Raw genomic sequence first — 22,715 nt, 5'->3', positions numbered from 1 at the left:
CTTGTGGGATGGTCGTTTCAGTAGGTGATTTCGCCGGTGAGGCCGAAGTAGTCGTGCCATTTTTGGCTGGGTTGGAAGGTGGTTCCGGTGGAGAGGGCGGTGTAGACGTCGTTGGTGGTGCCTTGGGTGAAGACGATGAGGTCGTCTTTGCCGTCGCCGTTGACGTCGCCGAGGTAGGGGTGTTCGCCGGTGAGGCAGAAGTGGTCGTGCCATTTGATGGTGGTGCCGGTGAAGGTTGTTCCGGTGGAGGTGGCGGCGTAGACGTCGGCGTCGGGGTTGCAGGTGAAGGTGACGATGTCGGCTTTGCCGTCTCCGTTGATGTCGCCGACGCGGGGTTGTTCGCCGGTGAGGGAGAACAGGTCGTGCCATTTTTGGGCGGGTTGGAAGGTGGTGCCGGTGGAGAGGGCGACGTAGACGTCGGCGGTGGTGGTGGTGCCTTGGGTGAAGGTGATGATGTCGGCTTTGCCGTCTCCGTTGACGTCGGCGACGGCGGGGGTTTCTCCGGTGGGGGCGAACCAGTCGTGCCATTTTTGGGCGGGGGTGAAGGTGGTGCCGGTGGAGAGGGCGACGTAGACGTCGGCGAGGTTGTTGTGGGTGAAGGTGATGATGTCGTCTTTGCCGTCGCCGTTGACGTCGCCGACGGCGGGGATTTCGCCGGCGGGGGCGAACCAGTCGTGCCATTTGGCGCCGCAGCAGAAGGTGGTGCCGGTGGACAGCTCGACGTAGACGTCGGCGAGGGTGCCGCCGGTGAAGGTGATGATGTCGTCTTTGCCGTCGCCGTTGAAGTCTCCGGTGAGGGGGGTTTCGCCGGTGAGGCCGAAGTAGTCGCTCCACTTCACTGAGGTGCCGGCGAAGGCTGATCCGGTGGAGGTGGCGACGTAGACGTCGTTGCGGGTGCCGAGGGTGAAGGTGATGATGTCGTCTTTGCCGTCGCCGTTGAAGTCGGTCGACGACCCGGCCACCGGCTTGCTTCCGCCGGAGTTGACCAGCGAGATGTAGTAGTTCCAGTTCCAGTTCGGCCCCGGGTCCGTGTGGTCGTTGCCCGGCATCTCGTAGTGGCCCTTGATGTGCGCCCGGTCCCTGGGCAGCCCCCACCTGTCGCACAGGTACCGGGTCAACGCCGCCGACGAGCGGTACATGACGTCGGTGAACCAGGCCGGCTGGTCCACGTAGCCCTCGTGCTCGATCCCGACGGCGTACGAGTTCGCGTTGATGACGTGGTAGGCCGTGTCCTGTTCGCGGACCATCTGGGTGATGTCACCGTCGCTGGAGCGCACCACGTAGTGCGCGCTCACCCCCGCCGACGGATTCTGGAACCAGTTCACGGTGCCCGCGTACGAGCCCTGGGTGACGTGGATGACCACCGTGCTGATCGCGGCGCTGCGACCGGGCGAGTAGTTGTTGCCGTTGGCCGCCACCCAGTGCGCCCCGGGATACTCCGGCACCGCCGCGGCGGCCAGACCCGCCACCGGCTGCTCGGCGGTGCTCAGCCGACCGGCCACCTGGACGTCCGCGTACCGGCCGAGCTGCGGCCGGACCCTGCGGGCCGGCACCGGCACCGGTCCGCCGATGCCCTGGTTGAGCACCTGGTACACGTGGTCGGCGTAGAGCCGCGCGCCGGAGTCGCTTGTCGCGCCCGCGTACCGGGCCACCGCCGGATACCAGGCCGCGGGGTCGGCGCCGGTGATGCCGGCCTGCTTCGCGTAGCTGGCCAGCACCGCCGCCGCGCCACGGATGTTGGCCGCGACGTCGGTCTTCAGGGTGGGCACGCCGGTCCCGGTGAGGTCGGCGGCCAGCGGCAGGCTCCGGTTGTACGGGTTGTCGGCCAGGTGCATCACCCCGAAGCCGTTGTCCTGGCTGGGCAGACCCTGGTGGTCGGTCAACCGGCTCTCGCTGTAGCCGACCGCCACCAGCAGGTCCCGGGGTACGCCGAAGTCGCGCGCCGCCCGGGCGAACGGCCCGGCCAGGCCGGCGGTCGCGGAACCGGCGGCCCGGCCCGAGCCGGCGGTCGCGGAACCGGCGGCCCGGCCCGAGCCGGCGGTCTCCCCCGGCCGGCCCGAGCCGGCGGCGTCACCGGGCCGGTCGGCACCGGGCCGGTCGGCACCGGCGGCGGCCGGGGCGGCGCAGAGCAGGGCGCCGGCGAGCGCGGCACCGAGCAGGGCGCCGGTACGACGGGTCGTGCGCATCGATCCTCCTAAAGGGTCGTTTCGCCGGTGAGGCCGAAGTAGTCGTGCCATTTTTGGCTGGGTTGGAAGGTGGTGCCGGTGGAGAGGGCGGTGTAGACGTCGTTGGTGGTGCCTTGGGTGAAGACGATGAGGTCGTCTTTGCCGTCGCCGTTGACGTCGCCGAGGTAGGGGTGTTCGCCGGTGAGGCAGAAGTGGTCGTGCCATTTGATGGTGGTGCCGGTGAAGGTTGTTCCGGTGGAGGTGGCGGCGTAGACGTCGGCGTCGGGGTTGCAGGTGAAGGTGACGATGTCGGCTTTGCCGTCTCCGTTGATGTCGCCGACGCGGGGTTGTTCGCCGGTGAGGGAGAACAGGTCGTGCCATTTTTGGGCGGGTTGGAAGGTGGTGCCGGTGGAGAGGGCGACGTAGACGTCGGCGGTGGTGGTGGTGCCTTGGGTGAAGGTGATGATGTCGGCTTTGCCGTCTCCGTTGACGTCGGCGACGGCGGGGGTTTCGCCGGTGGGGGCGAACCAGTCGTGCCATTTTTGGGCGGGGGTGAAGGTGGTGCCGGTGGAGAGGGCGACGTAGACGTCGGCGAGGTTGTTGTGGGTGAAGGTGATGATGTCGTCTTTGCCGTCGCCGTTGACGTCGCCGACGGCGGGGATTTCGCCGGCGGGGGCGAACCAGTCGTGCCATTTGGCGCCGCAGCAGAAGGTGGTGCCGGTGGACAGTTCGACGTAGACGTCGCCGGCCGTGGCGGCGTTGGACGAGCCGGGCGTGCCGGAGCCGTGCGCGAACGTGACGATGTCGTCCTTGCCGTCGCCGTTGAAGTCACCGGTCAGCGCGGTCTCCCCGCCGACGGAGAAGAAGTCGCTCCACTTCACCGAGGTGCCGGCGAACGATGAACCGGTGGAGGTGGCCACGTACACGTCGGCCAGCGAGCCCTGGGTGAACGCGACGATGTCCGACCGGCCGTCCCCGTTGAAGTCGGTGGGTGACCCGGTGGCCGAGGCGGCGTACCGGGCCGCGCTGGCCAGCAGGGTCCGCGCGGTGCCGACGGCCTGGTCGTACCGGTCCGGGAAGCCGGACCCCTGGACGCACTGGGCGACCTGGCCGGCGCTGTAGCCCGGGTTGTTCCGGTCGCAGGTGATGGCCCGGGAGTAGAACTGGGTCGCCGCGTAGACCGGGTCCATGATCTGCGCCTGGGTGCCCCAGCCGTAGTCCCAGCGCTGCTGGAACACCCCGAGCGACGACTTGTCGCCGCAGGGCAGGTTGTTCATGTGGGACTCGACCCAGCCGGCCTCGAACCCGGCCAGCAACACCTTGTCGTTGACCACCAGGTTCTTCGCCACCCGGTGCACGATCAGCAGCACCGAGGGATCGGCCGTGGCCGGGATCGAGGTGCACGCGGCCTGGGCCGGGGCGGTGGCCACCACGGTGGTCATGCCGGCCGACACCAGTCCGAGGGCGCACAGCATCGCGATTCGTCGCATGCCTACTCCAGGGGGACGAATTACAAGAATGGGAATATTTCGATATAAAGTAGCCAAAGAAGCCACTCGATGTCAAGAAAAGTTTCGACCTAGCGGGCCACGATGGCGATATCGTCCAATTGGATCCAGATATCGCCGTGATCGGTCCATACGCCGCCGTACACGACGAGCGCCGTACGCGCTCCCGAGTTGAAGTCCACGACGAATCGCGTCCACGGACCCACCGCGGTGAAATGCGCCTCGCCGATGACGGCCCCGCCGGTGGTCCGGACCCCGAAGAAACCGTTGTCGCTGTTGGCGGACGTACGCAGGAAACCGGTCAACCGGTAGTTGGTGTCCGCGCTCACCGACACCGTCCGGTGCACGTCCTGCCAACCCTGGTTGTAACGGGCAAAGGCATTGCGGTCGCCGGAGTAACCCCAGTACGCGTTGTCGATCCCGCAGTGTCCGTTACACGCCCATCCCCCGCCGCCGGTCAGCAGTCCGCGTTCGAAACTGGGATCGGTCACCAGATTCGGCCGCACGATGGTGCCGGAGGAGTCGATCCGCACCTTCATCAGATAGACGTTGTACGGGTCCCACTGCGACATCGCGAAATAGATCGCCCCGCCGGTGCTCCACGGGTGCATGAACCCGCCGTACAGGCCCGGGTGGTCGGCCGAACTGGCGGCGATCTGCGGACTGCCCCACGGGCCCTGCGGGCTGGTGGCGGTGCGCAGCACGATGTCCTCGCCGCGCAGGTACATCATCAGCCACCGGCCGCTGAAGCTGTCGTACCGCACCGAGAGCTCGGAGACCGGCGCGCTGACGATCGCCGCTGCCGCCGCCTCGTTGTCGGTGATCCAGGAGGTGCCGTTCCAGTACTGGTAGGCGGACTTGGTCAGCACCTGTGCCTCGGGCACCCGGGCCAGGTACGCGCTGTTGTTGCGGCCGCTCGGGGTGGCGAAGACGTACACGTAGCCGCCGTGCCGGGCGAACGCCTGCTGCTGGAACCGGTCGGTCAACGACGGGTTGCTCCAGGTCGGCGTGCCGCTGGTGGTCCAGGTCACGCCGTTGTCGTCGGAGTACGCGAGCTGCGCGTAGTTGGTGTCCCAGTACCCGGGCGCGCCCCAGTGGCGGATCGACATGAACGAGACGTACTGCCGGCTGCCCACGGCGATGCCCGCGGTCGGGATCTTGGTGACCTCGCCGGTGCCGTCCGGCTGGTGCAGGCCGGGCAGGATCTCCCGGGCCCGGCCGTCGGCGCCGGTGACGGCGCTGTCGAAGCTCATGCCGTCGTCCGGGGTGGTGTCGGCCGAGCGCAGCAGCACGTTGCTCCGCCAGTTCGCGTCGCCGGCCCCGAGGCCGCCGCCGCCGGGGCCGACCCAGGCGTCCCCGAAGGTGTCGCCGAACAGGGTGAGCACCTGCCCGGCGTTGTTGTCCCACATGATGCCGAGGTCGGTGGCCTTGACGTTCCAGCGGCCGTAGGTGTCGTTGGGCGAGTCGGGGCCGGTGATCTTCTGGACCACGGTGGCCGGGGTGGGGGCGCTGGTCGCGGCGGCCGGGGTGGCGGCGACCAGAACGGTCGCGGCACCCACGGCGCCCGCGGCGAGCACGCCGGTGGCGCGGTTGAGTACATGCGTCATTGCGGGTACTCCTTCTGGGGCCGGCGCCCGCCGGTTCAGTCCGGCGGGCGTGGGGGTTGGGCGCCCAGATCGGGGACGGCCGCGCTACCTAGGTGTACCTCCAGGTCGTCCGCGGCGGGGGTACGCGGACGGCGTGCGGTCGGCCGATCGAGGTAGAACAGGGCGGTCGAGGCGATGTCGTCGCGCAGCGGCAGGTAGCGCCAGCCCGACCGCCAGCCCAGCGCCTGGATGTCCACCCGCAGCCCGGTGGCGAAGTGGATCGGGTCGGGCACGTGCCAGCGGTACATCCCGAACCGCTGCTGGCTCACGTACAGCCCGTCCGGCCGGATCACCTGCGGCATGCCGAGGTACGGGGTGGAGAACTCGGTGTATCCCCGGCCGGGGACGTCGAAGTTCCAGGCGCCGCCGAAGTAGTCCTCGGTGCCGGTGCCGCAGATGGTCGGGTACTCGTCATCGTCGTCGAGGTAGAACTTGATCTCGCCCTCGCCCCACCAGCCGTTGCTGTTGACCCCCCAGGCCAGGTACGTGCCGACGTAGTGGCCACTGCCCTGCACGCCCTCGACGATGGTGTGCGGGGTGAGGTGCTCCAGCGGGTTGCTGCGCCGCCACTGCGCGTGCAGGTAGCCCTGGCCGGTGTAGTCGTCGCCGATCTCGTAGGTGATCTGGTAGTAGACCCGGGCCGGTTGGCCGGAGAGGTTCTCCAGGGTCAGCCGGGCGCCGTCCTGGAACGGCATCGGCCAGTACGAGTTGAAGCCGCCGTGCGGGTTGGCGGCCACCATCTGCGAGTTGACCTGGGTGAAGACGCCCCAGCCGGAGCAGAAGAAGTCGCCGTAGGGCACCTCGACCGCGGGTTGCGCCGCGCCGTCCCAGTAGGCGCGCAGCAGCAGGGTCCGCCAGTTGTCGGTGTGCGTGGTGATCCAGATGTGGCTGATCCGGCCGGGGCCGTCGATGGTGGCCAGGTCGAAGGTCTCCCCGGCCGGGATGTCGACGCTGGGCGAGATCTTCCAACCGGGTCCGAGATCGCGGGCGCAGGACGCCCCGGTGCCCTCGGTGGCCCGGCCGCCGCCGCCGGCCGAGCCGTCGAAGTTCTCGGGGCTGATCGACCGGGTCTGCACGCGCCGAAGCCGCGAGATCGAACCGAGGTCGCCTGGATTCACTGCCGCTCCTACGCTCGCGGTGGCCGGTGTCGTGTAATCGATTTCACTAAAGTAAACTCGTGGCTGGTTCGTGTCAACGGCGGCCAGCGTCCCGCAGAATGGTGCGCACCGGCAGGCGACCGAGGGGGCCCAAGGAACCGATGCCAACGATCTACGAGGTCGCCGCCCAGGCCGGGGTGTCCCCGGCCACGGTGTCGCGCGTGTTCAACGGCCAGAACGTCTCGTCCGAGAAGGCCAAGCGGGTCCGCGACGCGGCCCGCGCGCTGGGCTTCACACCCAACCGGGTGGCCCGCACGCTGCGGCTTCAGCACTCCGAGGTCATCGCGCTGGTGATTCCCGACATCGAGAACCCGTTCTTCACCTCGATGGCCCGCGGGGTCGAGGACGTGGCACAGGCCGCCGGCTACTCGGTGGTGCTGTGCAACACCGACGACGACCGCGCCAAGGAGGCGAAGTACCTGGACATCGCGGTCAGCGCCAACATGGCCGGGGTCATCCTGGCCGCCGCCGGTGAGCACAGCGACCTGAGCGCGCTGCTGGACCGCAAGCGCCCGGTGGTGGCCGTGGACCGCAGCCCGCACGGGTACGACATCGACGCGGTCACCGTGGACAACCGGGCCGGCGGGCGGTCGGCCACCCGGACCCTGGCCGACCAGGGATTCCGGCGCATCGCCTGCATCACCGGCCCGCACGACGTGGAGACCGCGACGCTGCGGGCCGACGGCTGGCGGGACGCGGTCACCACGATGCGGATGGACAACCCCGACGCCTACCTGCGGTACGCCGACTTCCGGGTGGACGGCGGCCGCAAGGCAATGCGTGAGCTGCTGGAACTGCCCGAGCCGCCGGACGCGGTCTTCGTGGCCAACAACCTGATGGGGGTGGGCGCCCTCCAGTTGCTGGCCGAACGCAACGTGCTGCCCCCGGCGGTCGGGATGGCGATCTTCGGCGACGTGTCGATCATCTCGCCGACCCCGATGGCGGTCACGGTGGTGCACCTGCCGGCCCGCCATCTCGGGGTGACCGCCGCGGAGATGCTGCTCAAGCGGATCAACGGCGACGACCAGCCGCCGCACACGATCGTGCTGCGCAACCAGATCGCGCCGCACGGCTGACCCACCGGGACTGACCCACCACGGCCGCCCGGCCGCCGATCGCCGGTCGCCGGGTTGCCGGGTTGCCCACCGCGGGCCGCTGGCGCCCGGCCGCCGGCGGCCCACTGCCCACCGCCGACCCGGCCGCTGGCCGCTGACGCCGGCCACCGCGTCACGCCGGCCGGACTCGGGCAATTGACTGTGAAATCGATTTCTGGAATGGTGACCGCATGCTCAGCGATACCGCGGTCGTCGGCATCGACATCGGAACCTCCAGCAGCAAGGGCGTGTTGGTTTCACCCGACGGGGCGGTCCTGGCGACGGCGGTACGCCGGCACGCGGTGGACCGGCCGGCGCCCGGCCAGGTCGAGATCGACGGCGAGCGGTGCTGGGCCGAGGCTGCGGACATCCTGCGCGAGCTGACCCGGGCCGGCGACCACCGGATCGTGGCGGTCGGGGTCAGCGGCATGGGCCCGTGCGTGCTGGTCACCGACGAGCACGGCCGGCCGCTGCGACCCGCCATCCTGTACGGCGTCGACACCCGGGCCGGCGCGCAGATCGCCCGGCTGACCGCCGAACTCGGCGGGGCCGAGCGGATCCGCCAGCGCTGCGGGTCGGCGCTGTCCACCCAGTCGGCCGGGCCCAAGCTCGCCTGGCTGTCCGAGCACGAACCGGCCGTCTTCGCCCGAGCCCGCCGGTTCTTCCAGCCGAGTTCCTGGCTGGGCTGGCGGCTGACCGGCGCGTACTACGTCGACCACCACTCGGCCAGCCAGTGCACACCGCTGTACGACGCCGGCGCCCGGTCCTGGTACCGGCCCTGGGCCGATCTGATCGCGCCGGACCTGGAACTGCCGCCGCTGTGCTGGCCCGGCGAGGTCGTCGGGACGGTGACCCCCGCGGCGGCGGCGCAGACCGGGCTGCCGGCCGGGATCCCGGTGATCGCCGGCACCGTGGACGCCTGGTCCGAGGCGGTGAGCGTCGGCGCCCACCGGGTCGGCGACCTGATGCTGATGTACGGCACCACGATGTTCCTGATCAACACCGTGACGGCGCCGCTGACCGCCCCCACCCTGTGGGGAACCGTGGGCGCGCTGCCCGGCACCCGGAACCTGGCCGGCGGGATGGCGACCTCGGGCGCCATCACCGGCTGGCTGGCCGAGCTGTTCGGCACCGACGACTACCCGGCGCTGCTGGAACTGGCCGAGGCGTCCGGTCCGGGCGCGGGCGGGCTGCTGATGCTGCCCTACTTCGCCGGAGAACGCACCCCGGTCGCCGACCCCGACGCCCGCGGGGTGATCGCCGGCCTCACCCTCAGCCACACCCGCGGCGACCTGTACCGGGCGGCGCTGGAGGCGACCGCGTACGGGGTCCGGCACAACGTGGCCGCGATCGAGGCGGCCGGCGGTCCGGTCGACCGGGTGGTCGCGGTCGGCGGCGGCACGCAGGGCGGCCTGTGGACCCAGATCGTCAGCGACGTGACCGGGCTGGAGCAGGCGATCCCGGCCCGGACCGTGGGGGCGAGCCTCGGCGCGGCGTTCTTCGCCGCCTCCGCCGTCGAGCCGGTGGACATCGACGAGTGGAACCCGATCGTGGCCACCCGCAAGCCGCGACCGGAACTGCGCGACCGCTACGACCGGCTCTACCAGCACTACCTGCGGCTCTACCCGGCCACCACGCCGGTCACCCACGCGCTCGCCGCGTACCAGCAGGAGGCGTACCAGCAGGAGGCGTACCGGCACGAGGTGGACCGGCACGGAGCGGACCGGCACGGAGCGGACCGGCGGGAGGCGGCGGCGCGATGAGGGTGCTCGGTCCCGACGCCGGCGTCGCCGCGTTCCCGCTGGGCGGCATCGGCACCGGCAACGTGTCCGTCGGCGCCCGCGGCGACCTGCGGGACTGGGAGCTGGCGAACCGCCCGGCCAAGGGCACCCGGCTGCCCTTCACCTTCTTCGCCATCCGGGCCGCCCGCCCGGGCGCGGCGGCGGTGACCCGGGTGCTGGAGTCGGGACTGCCCGGACCGCACGAGGGCGACCAGGGCTACGACGCCGGCCGGCTGGCCGGGCTGCCCCGGCTGGCCAGCAGCCGGATGCGCGGCGAATATCCGCTGCTCACGATCGACTTCGCGGACCCCGAGCTGGGGGTCGACGTGTCGCTGACCGCGTTCACCCCGCTGGTCCCGCTGGACGCGGACGCCTCGGGGATCCCCGGGGCGGTGCTGCGGTACACCGTCGGCAACCCCGGCCCCGAACCGGTCGACGTGACGGTCGTCGGCTCGCTGGCCAACCCGGTCGGCGTCACCGGCTGGAACGTGTTCCACTTCCCCGAGTACGCGGGCAACCCGCGCAACACCTGGATCGACGGTCCGGGGCTGCGCGGCATCGAGTTCGGCAGCGACCTGGACCCCACCGACCACCGGTCCGGCACCGTCGCGCTGGCCACCACCGACCCGGCGACCACGGCCAAGCCGCAGTGGCTGTCCGGGCTGTGGCAGGACGGCGTACAGGTGTTCTGGGACGACCTGTGCGCCGACGGCCGGCTCGAACCGGAGACCGTGACCACCCTGGACCCGCCGCCGCACCCGGACTGGTTCCCCCGGCTGCGGGTCGGGTCGCTGGGCATCGTCCACGAAGTCGCCCCCGGCGCCAGCGCCACCTTCGAGTTCGTGCTGACCTGGCACTTCCCGAACCGGCCGCGGGCCTGGCAGGGCAACATCGGGCTGGATGACGCCGGCGCCGGCGAGACCGTGCGCAACCACTACGCCACGGCATACCCGGACGCCTGGGCGGTGGCCCGCGACCTGACCGCCCGGCTGCCCCGGCTGGAGGCCGACACCCGGGCCTTCCACGCCGCGCTGTTCGGCAGCGACCTGCCGCGCGAGGTGCTCGACGCGGTCAGCGCCACCCTGGTCGCGGTCCGCAGCACCACCTGCTTCCGGCTGGCCGGCGGCCGGTTCGCCGCCTGGGAGGGCAGCTTCGCCCGGTCCGGTAGCTGCGAGGGCACCTGCACGCACGTCTGGAACTACGCCCAGACGGTCGCGTACCTCTTCCCCGAGTTGGAGCGCGACGCGCGGCGCACCGAGTTCGTCCGGGAGACCCGGCCCGACGGCCGGATGAACTTCCGGGCCAACAGCGTCTTCGACAACGCGCCCTGGGACTTCCATCCCGCCGTCGACGGGCAGCTCGGCGCGATCGTCCGGCTCTACCGGGAGTGGCGGTTCAGCGCCGACGACGCCCTGCTGCGCGACTGCTGGCCCGGCGCCCGGCGGGCGCTGGAGTACGCGTTCACCCGGTGGGACAGCGACGGCGACGGCGTGCTCGACAGCGAGCAGCACAACACCTACGACATCGAGTTCCACGGACCCAACTCGCTGGCCAACTCGATGTTCCTCGCCGCCCTGCGCGCCGGGGCGGCGCTGGCCGACGCGGCCGGCGAGCCCGCGACCGCGCGGCGCTGGCGGGAGGCCGCCGCGCGCGGCGGCGCGCGGATGGACGAGCTGCTGTTCAACGGCGAGTACTACGACCAGCGGCTGGCCGACCCGGACGCGCACCGCTACCAGTACGGCACCGGCTGCCTCAGCGACCAGCTTTTCGGGCAGACCCTGGCCCACCTCACCGGCCTGGGCCACCTGCTGCCGGCCGCGCACGTGCGCAGCGCGGTCGCGGCCGTGTACCGGCACAACTTCCGGCCCAGCCTGCGCAACCACCACAGCGTGCAGCGCACGTACGCGCTGGGCGGCGAGGCCGGGCTGGTGCTCTGCTCCTGGCCGCGCGGCGGCCGGCCGCGGATCCCGTTCGTGTACAGCGACGAGGTCTGGAGCGGCATCGAGTACCAGGTGGCCACCCACCTCATCTACGAGGGCCAGGTGCAGGAGGGGCTGACCCTCGTGCGCGCCGTGCGGGACCGGCACGACGGCGTCCGCCGCAACCCGTGGAACGAGGTGGAGTGCGGCAACCACTACGCCCGCTCGATGGCCAGTTGGGGCGTGCTGGTCGCGCTCACCGGCGCCGACTACCACGCCCCGGACCGGCGGCTGGCCCTGCGGCCCCGGGTGTCCCGGGCGCCGTTCAGCACCGGCACCGGCTGGGGAGAGTTCCGGCTCACCCCCGACGGCGTCGACATCCACCTGTACGGCGGCCGGCTCGACCTCGACGAGCTGACCGTCACCCATCCCCGGCACGGGCGGCTGAGCGCCCACGCGCTCCGGCTGCGTCCCGGCCACCCGTACCGCGTCACCGCACCCGCACCCGCTGCTCAGGAGGAACCCCGATGACCGGCTACACCCTTCCCGCGCCCACCCGGCGGCCGGCGGCAGAGCCGGCCACCATCTACGCGGTGGCCAGCGGCGACCTCCGGCGCAGCGCCAACGTCACCTGCTGGCCGGTGCAGCAGAGGCTGGAGGCGGACTTCGCCGCGGCGGCCGGCGCGCTCGGCTGGAGCGTACGGCGGGCACACGAGGTCGACCCGGTCGCCGGGCACGGCTTCATCGACAGCCAGCGCCGCGGCATCGAGGTGTTCAAGACGATCCCGCCCGACGCGCCGCTGGTGGTCATCGACGCGGTGTGGCAGTACAGCCATCACGTCCTGGCCGGGCTGCGCAGCCACCGCGGGCCGATCCTGATCGTGGCCAACTGGTCCGGCGAGTTCCCCGGCCTGGTCGGGCTGCTGAACCTGACCGCCAGCCTGACCAAGGCCGGCGTGCCGCACTCGACGCTGTGGAGCGCGGACTTCACCGACGCGTGGGCCCGGGACGGGCTGCGCACCTGGCTGGAGACCGGCACGCTGCGGCACGACCAGAGCCACGTCCGGGACCTGCCGGCGCTGGACCCGACCCGCCCCGAGGTCGAGCTCGGAGTGGCGCTGGCCCGGCAGTTGCGCGACGACAAGGCCGTGATCGGCGTCTTCGACGAGGGCTGCATGGGCATGTACAACGCGATAATCGACGACGAGCTGCTCAACCCGCTGGGTGTCTACAAGGAGCGGCTGTCGCAGAGCGCTTTGGTGGCCGAGATGGGCCGGGTCGGCGACGAGGAGGCCAAGGCGGTCCGGGACTGGCTGGACCGGGCCGGCCTGACCTTCCACTTCGGTACGGACGAGGCCACCGAGCTGACCGAGAGCCAGGTCACCAGCCAACTGAAGATGTACATCGCCGCGCTGCGGATCAGCGACGACTTCGGCCTGGACGCGGTGGGCATCCAGTACCAGCAGGGGCTCAAGGACGTGGTGCCGGCCAGCGACCTGGCCGAGGGGCTGTTGAACAACGCCGACCGGCCCCCGGTGTTCAGCCGGGACGGCGGCCGGGAGCTCTACCCCGGCGTACCGCTGCCGCACTTCAACGAGGTCGACGAGGGCGTCGCGGTGGACGCGCTGGTGACCAACCGGATCTGGACCGCGATGGGCTTCGACCCGGAGACCACGCTGCACGACATCCGGTGGGGCGCCGAGTACGACGGCGAGTTCGTCTGGGTCTTCGAGATCTCCGGCGCGGTGCCGGCCGCGCACCACGGCGGCTACCCGAACAGCCACAGCATGCGGCAGCCGCCGATGTACTTCCCGCTCGGCGGCGGCACCCTGAGCGGGGTGTCCAAGCCCGGGCACATCGTCTGGTCGCGGGTCTTCATCGCCGACGGCTCGCTGCACGTCGACATCGGCCGCGGGCACGTCGCCGCGCTGCCGGAGGAGGAGACGCAGCGCCGGCTGGCGGCCACCACCCCGCAGTGGCCGATCATGCACGCCGTCCTGCACGGGGTCGACCGGGACCAGTTGATGGCCCGTCACAAGGCCAACCACGTCCAGGTCGCGTACGCCCCGGACGCCGCCGGCGCGGACCGGGCGCTGCTGGCCAAGGCGGCCCTCTTCGCCGAACTGGGGCTGACCGTGCACCTGTGCGGGCAGGTCGAGCTGCCGTGAGGGCCGTCGTCATCGCCGAGCCCGGCCGGTTCGGCGTCACCCGGGTACCCGACCCCACCCCGGCGGCCGGCGAGATCGTGGTGGCGCCGCGGGCGGCCGGGGTGTGCGGCACCGACCTGCACATCATCGACGGCGAGTTCCCGCCCGCGCCGTTCCCGCTGGTCCCCGGGCACGAGTTCGCCGGCGAGGTGGTGGCGCTCGGCGCCGGCGTGACCGGCATCCGCACCGGCGACCGGGTGGCGGTGGACCCGTCGCTGTTCTGCGGGACCTGCGTCTACTGCCGCCGGCAGCGCGGCAACCTGTGCCAGCGCTGGGGCGCGATCGGCGACACCGTCGACGGCGCCTTCGCCGAGTACGTGGCGGTGCCGGCCGGCAACGCTCATCCGGTGCCGGACTCGCTGGGCTGGGCGGCGGCCGCCCTGGTCGAGCCGCTGTCCTGTGTGGTGCACGGCCTGCGCCGGCTGGCCATGGCGCCCGGCTCCGAACTGCTGATCGTCGGGGCGGGCACGATCGGGCTGCTGCTGGCCCAGGCGGCCCGGCGCAGCGGCGCGGCCCGGATCGCCGTGGTCGACACCGATCCCGGTCGCCGGGAACTCGCAGCCAGCCTCGGCGCCGACACCGTCGCCGGCTCGGTCGACGCGCTGCTCGCCGAGCGGGACATCGGCTTCGAGTACGCGATCGAGGCCACCGGCGTACCGGCGGCGGCCCAGGCGGCGCTGACCGGCCTGGCCCGCGGCGGCACGCTGCTGGTGTTCGGCGTGAGCCCGGCCGACGCGTCGGTCCGGCTCTCCCCGTTCCAGGTGTACAACGACGAGCTGACCATCCTCGGGTCGATGGCGGTGCTGCACACCTTCGAGCCCGCCATCACCCTGATGACCTCCGGCGCCATCGCGGCGGACCGGATGGTGACCGACACCTTCGCGCTCGACGACTTCCCGGACGCCGTCCGGGCGGTCCGCGCGCGTACCGGACTCAAGGTGCAGGTGGCATGAACGGCTGGCTGCGCCCCGGCCGGGAACCGCGCTGGGGGCACGCCGCCGGCCTGCAGGTCGGGCTGGCGCCGCTGCCCGGGCCGCGCGGCCTGCTGCGGATCTACGCCCCGTACCTGGGTCACCGGCCGGAGCGTCTGATCAACTTCGTGGCCGTGGAGCCGACCCCTGTGGGTGCCACCGAGCGGGGCTACTCGGAGCTGGAGTGGAGCGCGCTGGACGGTTGCGCGGGCAAGCGCATCCACTCCGCCGACCGGCCCGACGGAGGCGACCCGGACCGGCCCGCGCCCGGGGTGCTGGACCGGCACGCGGGTGTCGAGCGGCTCACCGTGCACTTCCCGGTGGAACGCTTCGACAACGGGGCCGAGGTGTGCGTACGCGCCCGGTTCCGGGCCGACCGGCCGCACGAGGTGGCGCTGGCCGCGTGGCCGACGCCGGCCTCCGTGGACCTGGCCGTGCTCACCCTCACCGCCACGATGGGCAACTACGCGCGGCTGCGCCGGCTGCACCTGGCCGACCGGACGGTCACCGCCGGCGGCCTCTGGCCGGGCTTCGACGGCAGCGGCTTCACCCGGCACGCCCGGTTCGGCCTGGCCGAGTTGAGCCGTACCCCGGACGGCGGCGCGCTGGTGACCGCCAGCACCGACGAGCCGGACCCGAGCGCCGCCGGCTACGCCGACGAGGTCGCCGAGCACTGGCGGTACGTCGGCGCTCCGGCCGTGCAGGGCTGGCGGGTGCGGCGGCCCGGCCCGGAGCTGGCGGTGCTGGTGAACGGGCGGAGCCGGTACTGGGCCAGCACCGCGCCGATTCCCGGCGGGGTCGCCTTCGAGAACGTCGAACTGCACGAGCCGTACCGGCCGGGCCACGAGCAGGAGTACGTCTTCAGCGTGACGCCCGCGGTCACGGAACGGTGTTGATCGCGGTGTAGACGGTGTCGGCGAAGGCGACGTCCCGGTCGGCGGCGCTCGCCGCCAGCCGCCAGGTCCCGCCGGGGTACGCCCCGACCGCCCACCCGGTGCCGCCGGAACGCCACAGCGGCTGCCAGGCGGCCATCGCGTGCCCGGCGTCGTACCAGGTGTTGTCGCCGCGCCAGGCCGAGCCCTCGCGGTGGGCGGTGACAAGCGACAGTCCGCCGCCCGTGGTCATGGTCCACCGGGGCATCCCGGCGACGTCGCCGGTCGGCCGGGCGGCCACGGCCGGGTCGCCGACCGCGGCCAGCGCGCCGTCGATGTTGAAGGCCACCTCCCACACCGCGGCGGTGGGCGGGCCGGTGACCGACCAGACGAGGTCGCTCTGCAGGGCCGGTCCGGTCCACCGCGGCGCCACGGTCAGCAGCCAGTCGGCGCTGACCGGCTCGTCGCCGAACGGGATGCCGACCAGGTTGATCCGGGAGCCGTCCGCGGAGACGTCGATCCGGCTCGGCGTACCGGCCCGGTCGGTGATGTCGAAGCGCCCGACCGCCAGGTACGGCCCGGTGCCCCGGTGTGAGGAGTCGAGGACCCGGCGGTGGTCGCCGGTGCCCGCCGGGTCCACGGCCAGCGCCGCGATCCGGGTGGTGGGCCAGGTCCGCACGTCGGCCCGGAGGAAGTCGGTGCTGATCGTGTAGCCCCGGGCCACCACGCCGGCGGTCCAGGTCAGCGGGGCCAGCCACAGCCCGCCCTGGCCCCAGCCGGCGTGGCTGAGGTACCAGGTGTCGCCGTCGGTCACCACCTCGGCGGCGTGCGCGTCCAGCACGGTCACCTTCTCGGCGCCGTCGAAGTGGAACGGGTCCTGGCTGCGGTAGACGGCGGTCCGCCGGTACGCGGCGGTGTAGTCGGTGCCGTCGCAGCAGACGAAGAGGTAGTACCAGTCGCCGCGGTGGACCACGAACGGCGACTCGGTCTGCCCGCCGGCCCGCCCGGTCACCGGGGAAGCGTACGCGACCGACCGGGCGCTCCAGGTCCGCAGGTCGGTGCTGGCCCGGTAGGCGACGACGTGGTTGCCGCCGGTCCGGTCGGAGGTGGCCGTGTAGTACATGACCCACCGGTCGCCGATCCGGGTCACCATCGGGTCGCGCGCCTCCCAGCCGTCGGTGAACAGCGGGTTGGCCGGGCTGCGCGTCCAGTGGTACAGGTCGGTGGAGGTGGCCAGCTGCATCCGGTAGCTGGTCAGGTCCGGGTTTCCGGCGGCGTAGAACATGTGGTACGTGCCCTGGTCGTAGACCACGTGCGGCGCCCAGATCCACTGTTCGCCGGCGGACGGGTCGGCGGTCAGCGCCGCGGCCTGGGTGGTCCACGGCCCGGTCGGCGCGGGCGCGGTGGCGTGCCCGAAGGTCTTCTCGTCCTGCGGCGCCCCGGGTTCGGCGTGGGTGATGCCGAACAGGTGCCAGACTCCGGTCTGCTGATCCCGCACGATCGTGTGGTCGTTGTAGTACCACCCGGTGCTCTGGCCGGCGCCCGGGTTGTAGACCCGGGTCAGCGCGCCGCGGCTCGGGGTCTCCCCGGGCAGTTCGTAACCGAGCGTGCTGACGGTGGCCTGCGGGCCGACCCGGCGCAGGGTGATCGTGTCCAGCCCGGCGAAGTAGCCGGTGGCCGCCGAGGCCCGACCGGTCACCGTCACGGTCAGCCGGTGACTGCCGGCGGTCAGCGAGGCCGAGCCGAGCGGCACCCCGGCGACGATCCGCACGGTCGGGGCGTAGCCGTCGAAGAGCTGGCCGATGGCCACCCCGTCGACCGCGAACCGCAGGGTGCCGTAGTCGGCGGCCCGGGTCAGCACGCCGCCCAGGTCGTACTGGCCGGCCGGCACCGCGGGCAGGGTCACGGTGACCGAGTCGCCCGCGCGGGTGCCGCGCAGCCACAGTTGCCGCCCGGCCGACCAGCTCACCCCGCAGCAGTTGGCCTGGGCCTGCACCGGTGCGGTCGCGGCGACCACCGGGAGCGCCTCGGCCTCGGACCGGACCGGGTCGTCGGCGGCGGCCGGTCGCGCGGGCAGGGCCACCAGGGCCGCGCCGAGCAGCGCGGCGGCGAGCATCCGTGCGGTACGCCGCCGGCCGGCACCAGCACCCATTGTCGCCTCCACTGCGAGCCGTACGCCGAGAAATCGATTGCAGACAAGGCTTCCGTAGGGTGCGAGAACTGTCAATACGTCGCCGACAGCGGAGCGCCGTCCTTTCCGCTCGGCCGCTCGCTATTCGCCGATTTAACCGGCTATATCATTGCGCATTCTCGGCCATCAATCGAGTCCCACGGATCCCGACTATTGACACTGGCCGAAGCAACCGGTTTCAATCGGCCCACTTTGCGAGCCTGGGCCACCGCCGCCAGGCCACCTTGTCCCGGCTCACCGTCCCGCGGCCCACCGGTCACCCCGTCCGGCCGCCCACCCCTGATGGACAGGAGTCACGCCATGCCCCGACCACCCCGCGCCACCGCGGGTCATTCCCGCCCGCGCCCGGGTCGCCGGCTCCCTTCGACCGGAGGTCGCCGCCGGCACACCATCGTGGGCCGCGGCCTGGTCGCCGCCGTCGTCCTCGCCGCGGCCGTGCTGACCGGTTCGCTCACCGCACCGGCGGCCGCGCTCGCCGCACCCGTCTTCAAGGCGCCGTTCCCGTGCGGGCAACGGTGGACGTACAGCCACCACGACGGCGAGGTCCGGCTGGCCCTGGACTTCGTCCGCGCCGACGGCGGCACCACCAACGGGACCCCGCAGCTCGCGTCGGCCGCGGGCGTGGCCCACCGGTACTCCGAGCCCGGCGGGGCCGGCAACTACATCGCCATCGACCACGGCGGCGGCTGGACCACCTACCACTTCCACCTCAGCGCCTACTCGGTCGCCGACGGCGCGTACGTCCAGCAGGGCCAGCAGATCGGGATCACCGGCAGCACCGGCAACTCCTCCGGCCCGCACGCCCACTACGAGCAACTGCTCAACGGCGTCGGCCAGACCATCGCCATCAACGGGGTGTCGCTGGCCCCGTACCCCGGGGTCTACGACCAGAAGTACCTGGTCAGCGACAACTGCGGGCAGTCCGCGCCGCCGGTGCCGGTGGCCGGGTCGTCGACCGACTTCAACGGCGACGGCAAAGACGACATCATCACCTTCACCCTCGGCACCCGCAACGACGTCTACGTCGCCACCTCCACCGGATCAGCCTTCGCCGGCACCTCAGTGAAGTGGAGCGACTACTTCGGCCTCACCGGCGAAACCCCCCTCACCGGAGACTTCAACGGCGACGGCAAAGACGACATCATCACCTTCACCGGCGGCACCCTCGCCGACGTCTACGTCGAGCTGTCCACCGGCACCACCTTCTGCTGCGGCGCCAAATGGCACGACTGGTTCGCCCCCGCCGGAGAAATCCCCGCCGTCGGCGACGTCAACGGCGACGGCAAAGACGACATCATCACCTTCACCCACAACAACCTCGCCGACGTCTACGTCGCCCTCTCCACCGGCACCACCTTCACCCCCGCCCAAAAATGGCACGACTGGTTCGCCCCCACCGGCGAAACCCCCGCCGTCGCCGACGTCAACGGAGACGGCAAAGCCGACATCATCACCTTCACCCAAGGCACCACCACCACCGCCGACGTCTACGTCGCCCTCTCCACCGGCACCACCTTCCAACCCGCCCAAAAATGGCACGACCTGTTCTCCCTCACCGGCGAACAACCCCGCGTCGGCGACATCAACGGAGACGGCAAAGCCGACATCGTCACCTTCACCTGCAACCCCGACGCCGACGTCTACGCCGCCACCTCCACCGGAACAACCTTCACCGGCACCACCATCAAATGGCACGACCACTTCTGCCTCACCGGCGAACACCCCTACCTCGGCGACGTCAACGGCGACGGCAAAGACGACCTCATCGTCTTCACCCAAGGCACCACCAACGACGTCTACACCGCCCTCTCCACCGGAACCACCTTCCAACCCAGCCAAAAATGGCACGACTACTTCGGCCTCACCGGCGAAATCACCTACTGAACGCGGCGCCGCTCCCGCCCGGTCCGGGCGGGAGCGGCCCGGCGTCACTTGATGCCGGAGATGCGCACGCCGTTCACGATGAACCGCTGGAAGATCAACAGCAGGATGATGGTCGGCAGCGACGCCAGGGTGGAGCCGGCCATCAGCAGCTCCCACTGGTTGCCGCGGTCGGAGCGGAAGTTGCCGAGGAACTGCATGATCTGGGTGAGGTTCGGGTCGGTGATGGTCAGGATCGGCCAGACGTAGGCGTTCCAGTAGGCCAGGTAGGACGCGATGCCCATCACCACGAACGGGGCGCCGGACTGCGCCAGGAACAGCCGGGTGAAGATCTGCCACCGGCTCGCGCCGTCGATCAGCGCCGCCTCCTCGACGGCGATCGGGAAGCCCAGGTAGAACTGCCGCAGGAAGAACATCTGCGCCCCGGAGGCGGCGCCCGGGATGATCAGCACGGCCAGCGTGTTCAGCATGTTCAGCTTCGACACCACGACGAACGAGGTCAGCATGATCGCCATGGTGGGGATGAACATCGGGGTGATGCAGTAGACCCACCAGAAGCGCTTGCCGCGGAACTCCAGCCGGGCGAACGCGTACGCGGCCAGCGAGTTCACCGTGAGGCTGAGCACCGTGAACAGCAGCGCCCCGACGAACGTGACGACCATCGCCCGGGCGAACTGCGGATCCTGGAGGATCTTCGCGTAGTTGTCGAAGCGCCACATGTCCGGGAAGAACTGGAACGGTGACCGGAGCACCTCGGTACGGCCCTTGAAACCGGCGATCGCCATCCAGGCCACCGGGAACAGAATGCTGACCGTGATCAGGACCATCAGGACGCCCGAGGCGACCTGCCGGGGAAGACGCGCTGGCATGGGTTTCTCCTAGGGTGGCTCCTAGCCGTCCACGGCCTTGTCGGACCGGACCAGCCGGAAGACCACCATCGAGATCGCCCCGATGACCGCGAACAGCAGCAGCGCGGCGGTCAGCGAGAAGCTGGTGGCGTACGGGGTGAGGTCGCGGAAGGAATCGAAGATGTAGAGGTTGGGGGTGTTGGTCGCCTCCACCGGCCCGCCGCCCGTCATGATCAACGGCAGGTCGAGCATCTGGATGGCCAGCGTGAACCCGGTGACGAACAGGTACAGCAGCACGTTCTTCAGCAGGGGGATGGTGATGTGCCGAAGCTGGGTGAACCAGCCGGCGCCGTCGATCTGGGCCTGCTCGTAGTAGCTGTCCGGGATGTCGAGCAGCCCGGCCAGCATGATCAGGGTGGAGATGCCGAAGCCGAGCCAGATCCCCGGGATGGCGATGGCCGGCAGCGCCAGGTGCGGGTCGTTGAGCCAGTTCACCGGGCCCTGGCTGAGCAGGCCGAGCAGCCAGTTGGCGACGCCCTCGTCCTGGTACATGAAGACGAACAGCACCGAGGTCACCACCGTGGACATCACCGCCGGCAGGTACACGGTGGTCTTCATGAACGCCGCGGCCCGCTTGCTGAGCGACTTGATGAAGGTGGCCAGCAGCAGCGACAGCGCCATGATCGTGGGCACGGTCAGCAGCGCGTAGTACAGGCCGACGACGATCGAGTGCCAGAAGCCGGCGCTCTCCAGCACGTACCCGTAGAAGTCGAGCCCGACGAACTCGGGTTCCTGATAGAAGCTGATCTTGAAGGTGCTGAGGTACACCGAGTAGGCCAGCGGCCAGGCCACGAAGATGCTCAGCAGGATCACCATCGGGGCGATCATCAGGTACGCGGTCAGGTTCTCCCGCCCCTGCCGGGCCGCCGGCACCCGCCGCCTGCGGCGCCCGGCCGGCGCGGGTGGGACGGGCGGGACGGCGGCGGTCGACGCCGCCGGTCCGGCCGGTTGCTGCACTAGGGCCACGGTTGTCCCCCTTGCCAGGTGTGGGTGCCCGGGGAGGCTGGTGGAACGCGTCCCCGGGCACCGGGTGGACCGGTTCTAGCGGGTCGGTGCCGTTCCGGCAAGGGACTGCTTCTTGATGACGTCGTTGATGGCGGCGTCCGCCTTCCGCAGCGCCGCCGGGGCGTCACTGCCGCCCTTCATGGCCGACTCGATCGCCGTGCCGAAGGCCAGCGAGATGTCCCACGGGTACGCCGGCTCGGCCTTGCCGTTCGGCACCACCCTCTCGGAGATGATCTTCATGAACGGGTCGGCCGAGGCGTCCGCGTTGCTGGCCAGCGCCTCGTCCACCGACGTGCGCACGGTGTACTTGGAGAAGCCGCTGGCCTTGAAGAAGTCGGCCATGATGGCCGGCTCGCCGGCCAGCAGCCAGGCGACGAACTCGGCCGCGTCCTGCTTGGCCTTCGACTTGGCGTCCACGGTCAGCGTCCAGCCGCCGAGCGTCGCGGTGGTCCGGCTCGGATCGCCGTCGACCGACGGGAACGGCGCCACCGCCGTCTTCTCGATCATCTTCGGGAACTCGTTCTTGAGCTGGCCCACCACCCACGATCCGCCGGCCATCATCGCGACCTCGCCCTGACCGTACGGGGTGCCGTCGGCGTACCCGACCTTCGGCTGCTTGGGCATGTACCCGCCCTGGTAGAGGCCCTTGTACAGACCCAGCAGCCGCTCGAAGCACGGCTCCGTGGCCACCGACTTCGACCAGTCGTCGGCCACCGGCAGGTGCCCGCAGGCGTTGTACTGCAGGCCCCAGCTCGACCAGCCCAGATCGGGCGCCGCCGAGGCGATCGTCATCCCCTTGACCTTGCCCTGGGTCAGCTTGGCGGCCCAGGTGTCGAGTTCGGCCCAGGACGCCGGCGGCTTCGCCGGGTCCAGGCCGGCCGCCTCGGCCAGGTCCGTGCGGTAGTACAGCACCGTGGACGGTTCCACGAGCATCGGGTACGCGTAGTGCTTGCCGTTGATGGTGACGAAGCTGCGGACGTTGTCCTTGATGTCGTCGAACGCCTCGGTCGGCAGCAGCCCGTCCAGCTCGGCCAGCTCGCCGTTGGCCACGGCGGCCGGGATGTTGCCGTAGTTGGTGGTCGCGATGTCGGGGGCCTTGCCGGCGGCCTGCGCGGCCTTCAGCTTCTGCGGCCAGGTGTCGGCCGGTACGACCTGGAGGTCAACCTTGATCTTGGTCTGGTTGGTGTTGAACGTGTCGACCTGCTTCTTGAACCAGGCCTGCTGGTAGTCCTCGAACTTCTGTTGCCAGAAGGTGACCACCGTCCTGCCGTCGGCGGTCTTCTGCTCGCCGCCGCTGCCGCATCCGGTCAGCGCCAGCGAGGCGGCCAGGACCGCCGACGACGCCGCGATCCACGTCCTGTACCCCTTGCGCACCGTTCCTCCTCCTGCGGATCTCGCCACACCGTGTCC

The 22,715-nt window shown here is 71.1% G+C and carries 15 protein-coding genes; 7 read left to right on the top strand and 8 right to left on the bottom strand.

Annotated features, from left to right (window positions below):
* Nucleotides 1-17: 17 nt before the first annotated feature.
* The 4 genes from CIK06_RS05665 to CIK06_RS05650 all read right to left on the bottom strand — a co-directional run bounded on the left by CIK06_RS05665 (nucleotide 18) and on the right by CIK06_RS05650 (nucleotide 6,437).
* Complete coding sequence (locus CIK06_RS05665; RefSeq protein WP_095563936.1) at nucleotides 18-2,186, bottom strand: N-acetylmuramoyl-L-alanine amidase; 2,169 nt, start codon at nucleotides 2,184-2,186, stop codon at nucleotides 18-20.
* A gap of 8 nt (nucleotides 2,187-2,194) precedes the next feature.
* Nucleotides 2,195-3,655: a VCBS repeat-containing protein gene (locus CIK06_RS05660; protein WP_095563935.1), complete on the bottom strand. Its 1,461-nt coding sequence runs from the start codon at nucleotides 3,653-3,655 to the stop codon at nucleotides 2,195-2,197.
* Between the two features lie 89 nt (nucleotides 3,656-3,744).
* The gene (locus CIK06_RS05655; RefSeq protein WP_095563934.1) at nucleotides 3,745-5,280 is read right to left on the bottom strand and encodes a DUF4185 domain-containing protein; all 1,536 of its coding nucleotides are present in this window, start codon (nucleotides 5,278-5,280) and stop codon (nucleotides 3,745-3,747) included.
* Nucleotides 5,281-5,315: 35 nt separating this feature from the next.
* Nucleotides 5,316-6,437 carry a glycoside hydrolase family 172 protein gene (locus CIK06_RS05650; RefSeq protein WP_095563933.1) on the bottom strand — a complete coding sequence of 374 codons (1,122 nt, stop codon included), beginning with the start codon at nucleotides 6,435-6,437 and terminating at the stop codon, nucleotides 5,316-5,318.
* A gap of 140 nt (nucleotides 6,438-6,577) precedes the next feature.
* Between CIK06_RS05650 and CIK06_RS05645 the strand changes: the two genes are divergently transcribed.
* The 6 genes from CIK06_RS05645 to CIK06_RS05620 all read left to right on the top strand — a co-directional run bounded on the left by CIK06_RS05645 (nucleotide 6,578) and on the right by CIK06_RS05620 (nucleotide 15,344).
* Nucleotides 6,578-7,552: a LacI family DNA-binding transcriptional regulator gene (locus CIK06_RS05645; protein ID WP_095563932.1), complete on the top strand. Its 975-nt coding sequence runs from the start codon at nucleotides 6,578-6,580 to the stop codon at nucleotides 7,550-7,552.
* 209 nt (nucleotides 7,553-7,761) lie between these two features.
* Entirely contained in the window at nucleotides 7,762-9,333 is a 1,572-nt protein-coding gene (locus CIK06_RS05640) for an FGGY-family carbohydrate kinase (protein WP_095563931.1), read from the top strand.
* Complete coding sequence (locus CIK06_RS05635) at nucleotides 9,330-11,801, top strand: GH116 family glycosyl-hydrolase (RefSeq protein WP_095563930.1); 2,472 nt, start codon at nucleotides 9,330-9,332, stop codon at nucleotides 11,799-11,801. The genes CIK06_RS05640 and CIK06_RS05635 overlap by 4 nt, the downstream gene beginning before the upstream one ends.
* Nucleotides 11,798-13,438, top strand: coding sequence for a fucose isomerase (locus CIK06_RS05630; protein ID WP_095563929.1), 1,641 nt, complete (start codon nucleotides 11,798-11,800; stop codon nucleotides 13,436-13,438). The genes CIK06_RS05635 and CIK06_RS05630 overlap by 4 nt, the downstream gene beginning before the upstream one ends.
* Nucleotides 13,435-14,430, top strand: coding sequence for a zinc-dependent alcohol dehydrogenase family protein (locus tag CIK06_RS05625; protein ID WP_095563928.1), 996 nt, complete (start codon nucleotides 13,435-13,437; stop codon nucleotides 14,428-14,430). Before CIK06_RS05630 ends, CIK06_RS05625 begins: the two co-directional genes overlap by 4 nt.
* On the top strand, nucleotides 14,427-15,344 hold the full coding sequence (locus CIK06_RS05620) for a hypothetical protein (RefSeq protein WP_198348113.1): 918 nt from the start codon (nucleotides 14,427-14,429) through the stop codon (nucleotides 15,342-15,344). The genes CIK06_RS05625 and CIK06_RS05620 overlap by 4 nt, the downstream gene beginning before the upstream one ends.
* Here the strand turns inward: CIK06_RS05620 and CIK06_RS05615 are convergent.
* Nucleotides 15,328-17,472 (bottom strand): family 43 glycosylhydrolase, encoded by a 2,145-nt coding sequence (locus tag CIK06_RS05615; protein ID WP_095563927.1) that lies wholly within the window; start codon nucleotides 17,470-17,472, stop codon nucleotides 15,328-15,330. The genes CIK06_RS05620 and CIK06_RS05615 overlap by 17 nt on opposite strands.
* A 474-nt stretch (nucleotides 17,473-17,946) precedes the next feature.
* On the opposite strand from CIK06_RS05615, the gene CIK06_RS05610 reads away from it, so the two are divergent.
* Nucleotides 17,947-19,395: an FG-GAP-like repeat-containing protein gene (locus CIK06_RS05610; RefSeq protein ID WP_369916177.1), complete on the top strand. Its 1,449-nt coding sequence runs from the start codon at nucleotides 17,947-17,949 to the stop codon at nucleotides 19,393-19,395.
* Nucleotides 19,396-19,439: 44 nt separating this feature from the next.
* On the opposite strand, the gene CIK06_RS05605 is transcribed toward CIK06_RS05610, so the two are convergent.
* The 3 genes from CIK06_RS05605 to CIK06_RS05595 form a co-directional block, all read right to left on the bottom strand.
* Nucleotides 19,440-20,261 carry a carbohydrate ABC transporter permease gene (locus CIK06_RS05605; protein WP_095563925.1) on the bottom strand — a complete coding sequence of 274 codons (822 nt, stop codon included), beginning with the start codon at nucleotides 20,259-20,261 and terminating at the stop codon, nucleotides 19,440-19,442.
* A gap of 21 nt (nucleotides 20,262-20,282) precedes the next feature.
* The gene (locus tag CIK06_RS05600; protein ID WP_232534028.1) at nucleotides 20,283-21,266 is read right to left on the bottom strand and encodes a carbohydrate ABC transporter permease; all 984 of its coding nucleotides are present in this window, start codon (nucleotides 21,264-21,266) and stop codon (nucleotides 20,283-20,285) included.
* 75 nt (nucleotides 21,267-21,341) lie between these two features.
* Nucleotides 21,342-22,679, bottom strand: a complete 1,338-nt coding sequence (locus tag CIK06_RS05595; protein WP_095563924.1) for an extracellular solute-binding protein — start codon at nucleotides 22,677-22,679, stop codon at nucleotides 21,342-21,344.
* Nucleotides 22,680-22,715 lie beyond the last annotated feature (36 nt).

It is taken from the genome of Plantactinospora sp. KBS50 (assembly GCF_002285795.1).
Lineage (GTDB): Bacteria > Actinomycetota > Actinomycetes > Mycobacteriales > Micromonosporaceae > KBS50.
Note: the sequence above shows the minus strand (reverse complement) of the source record. Positions and strands in the feature narration are given on the sequence as shown.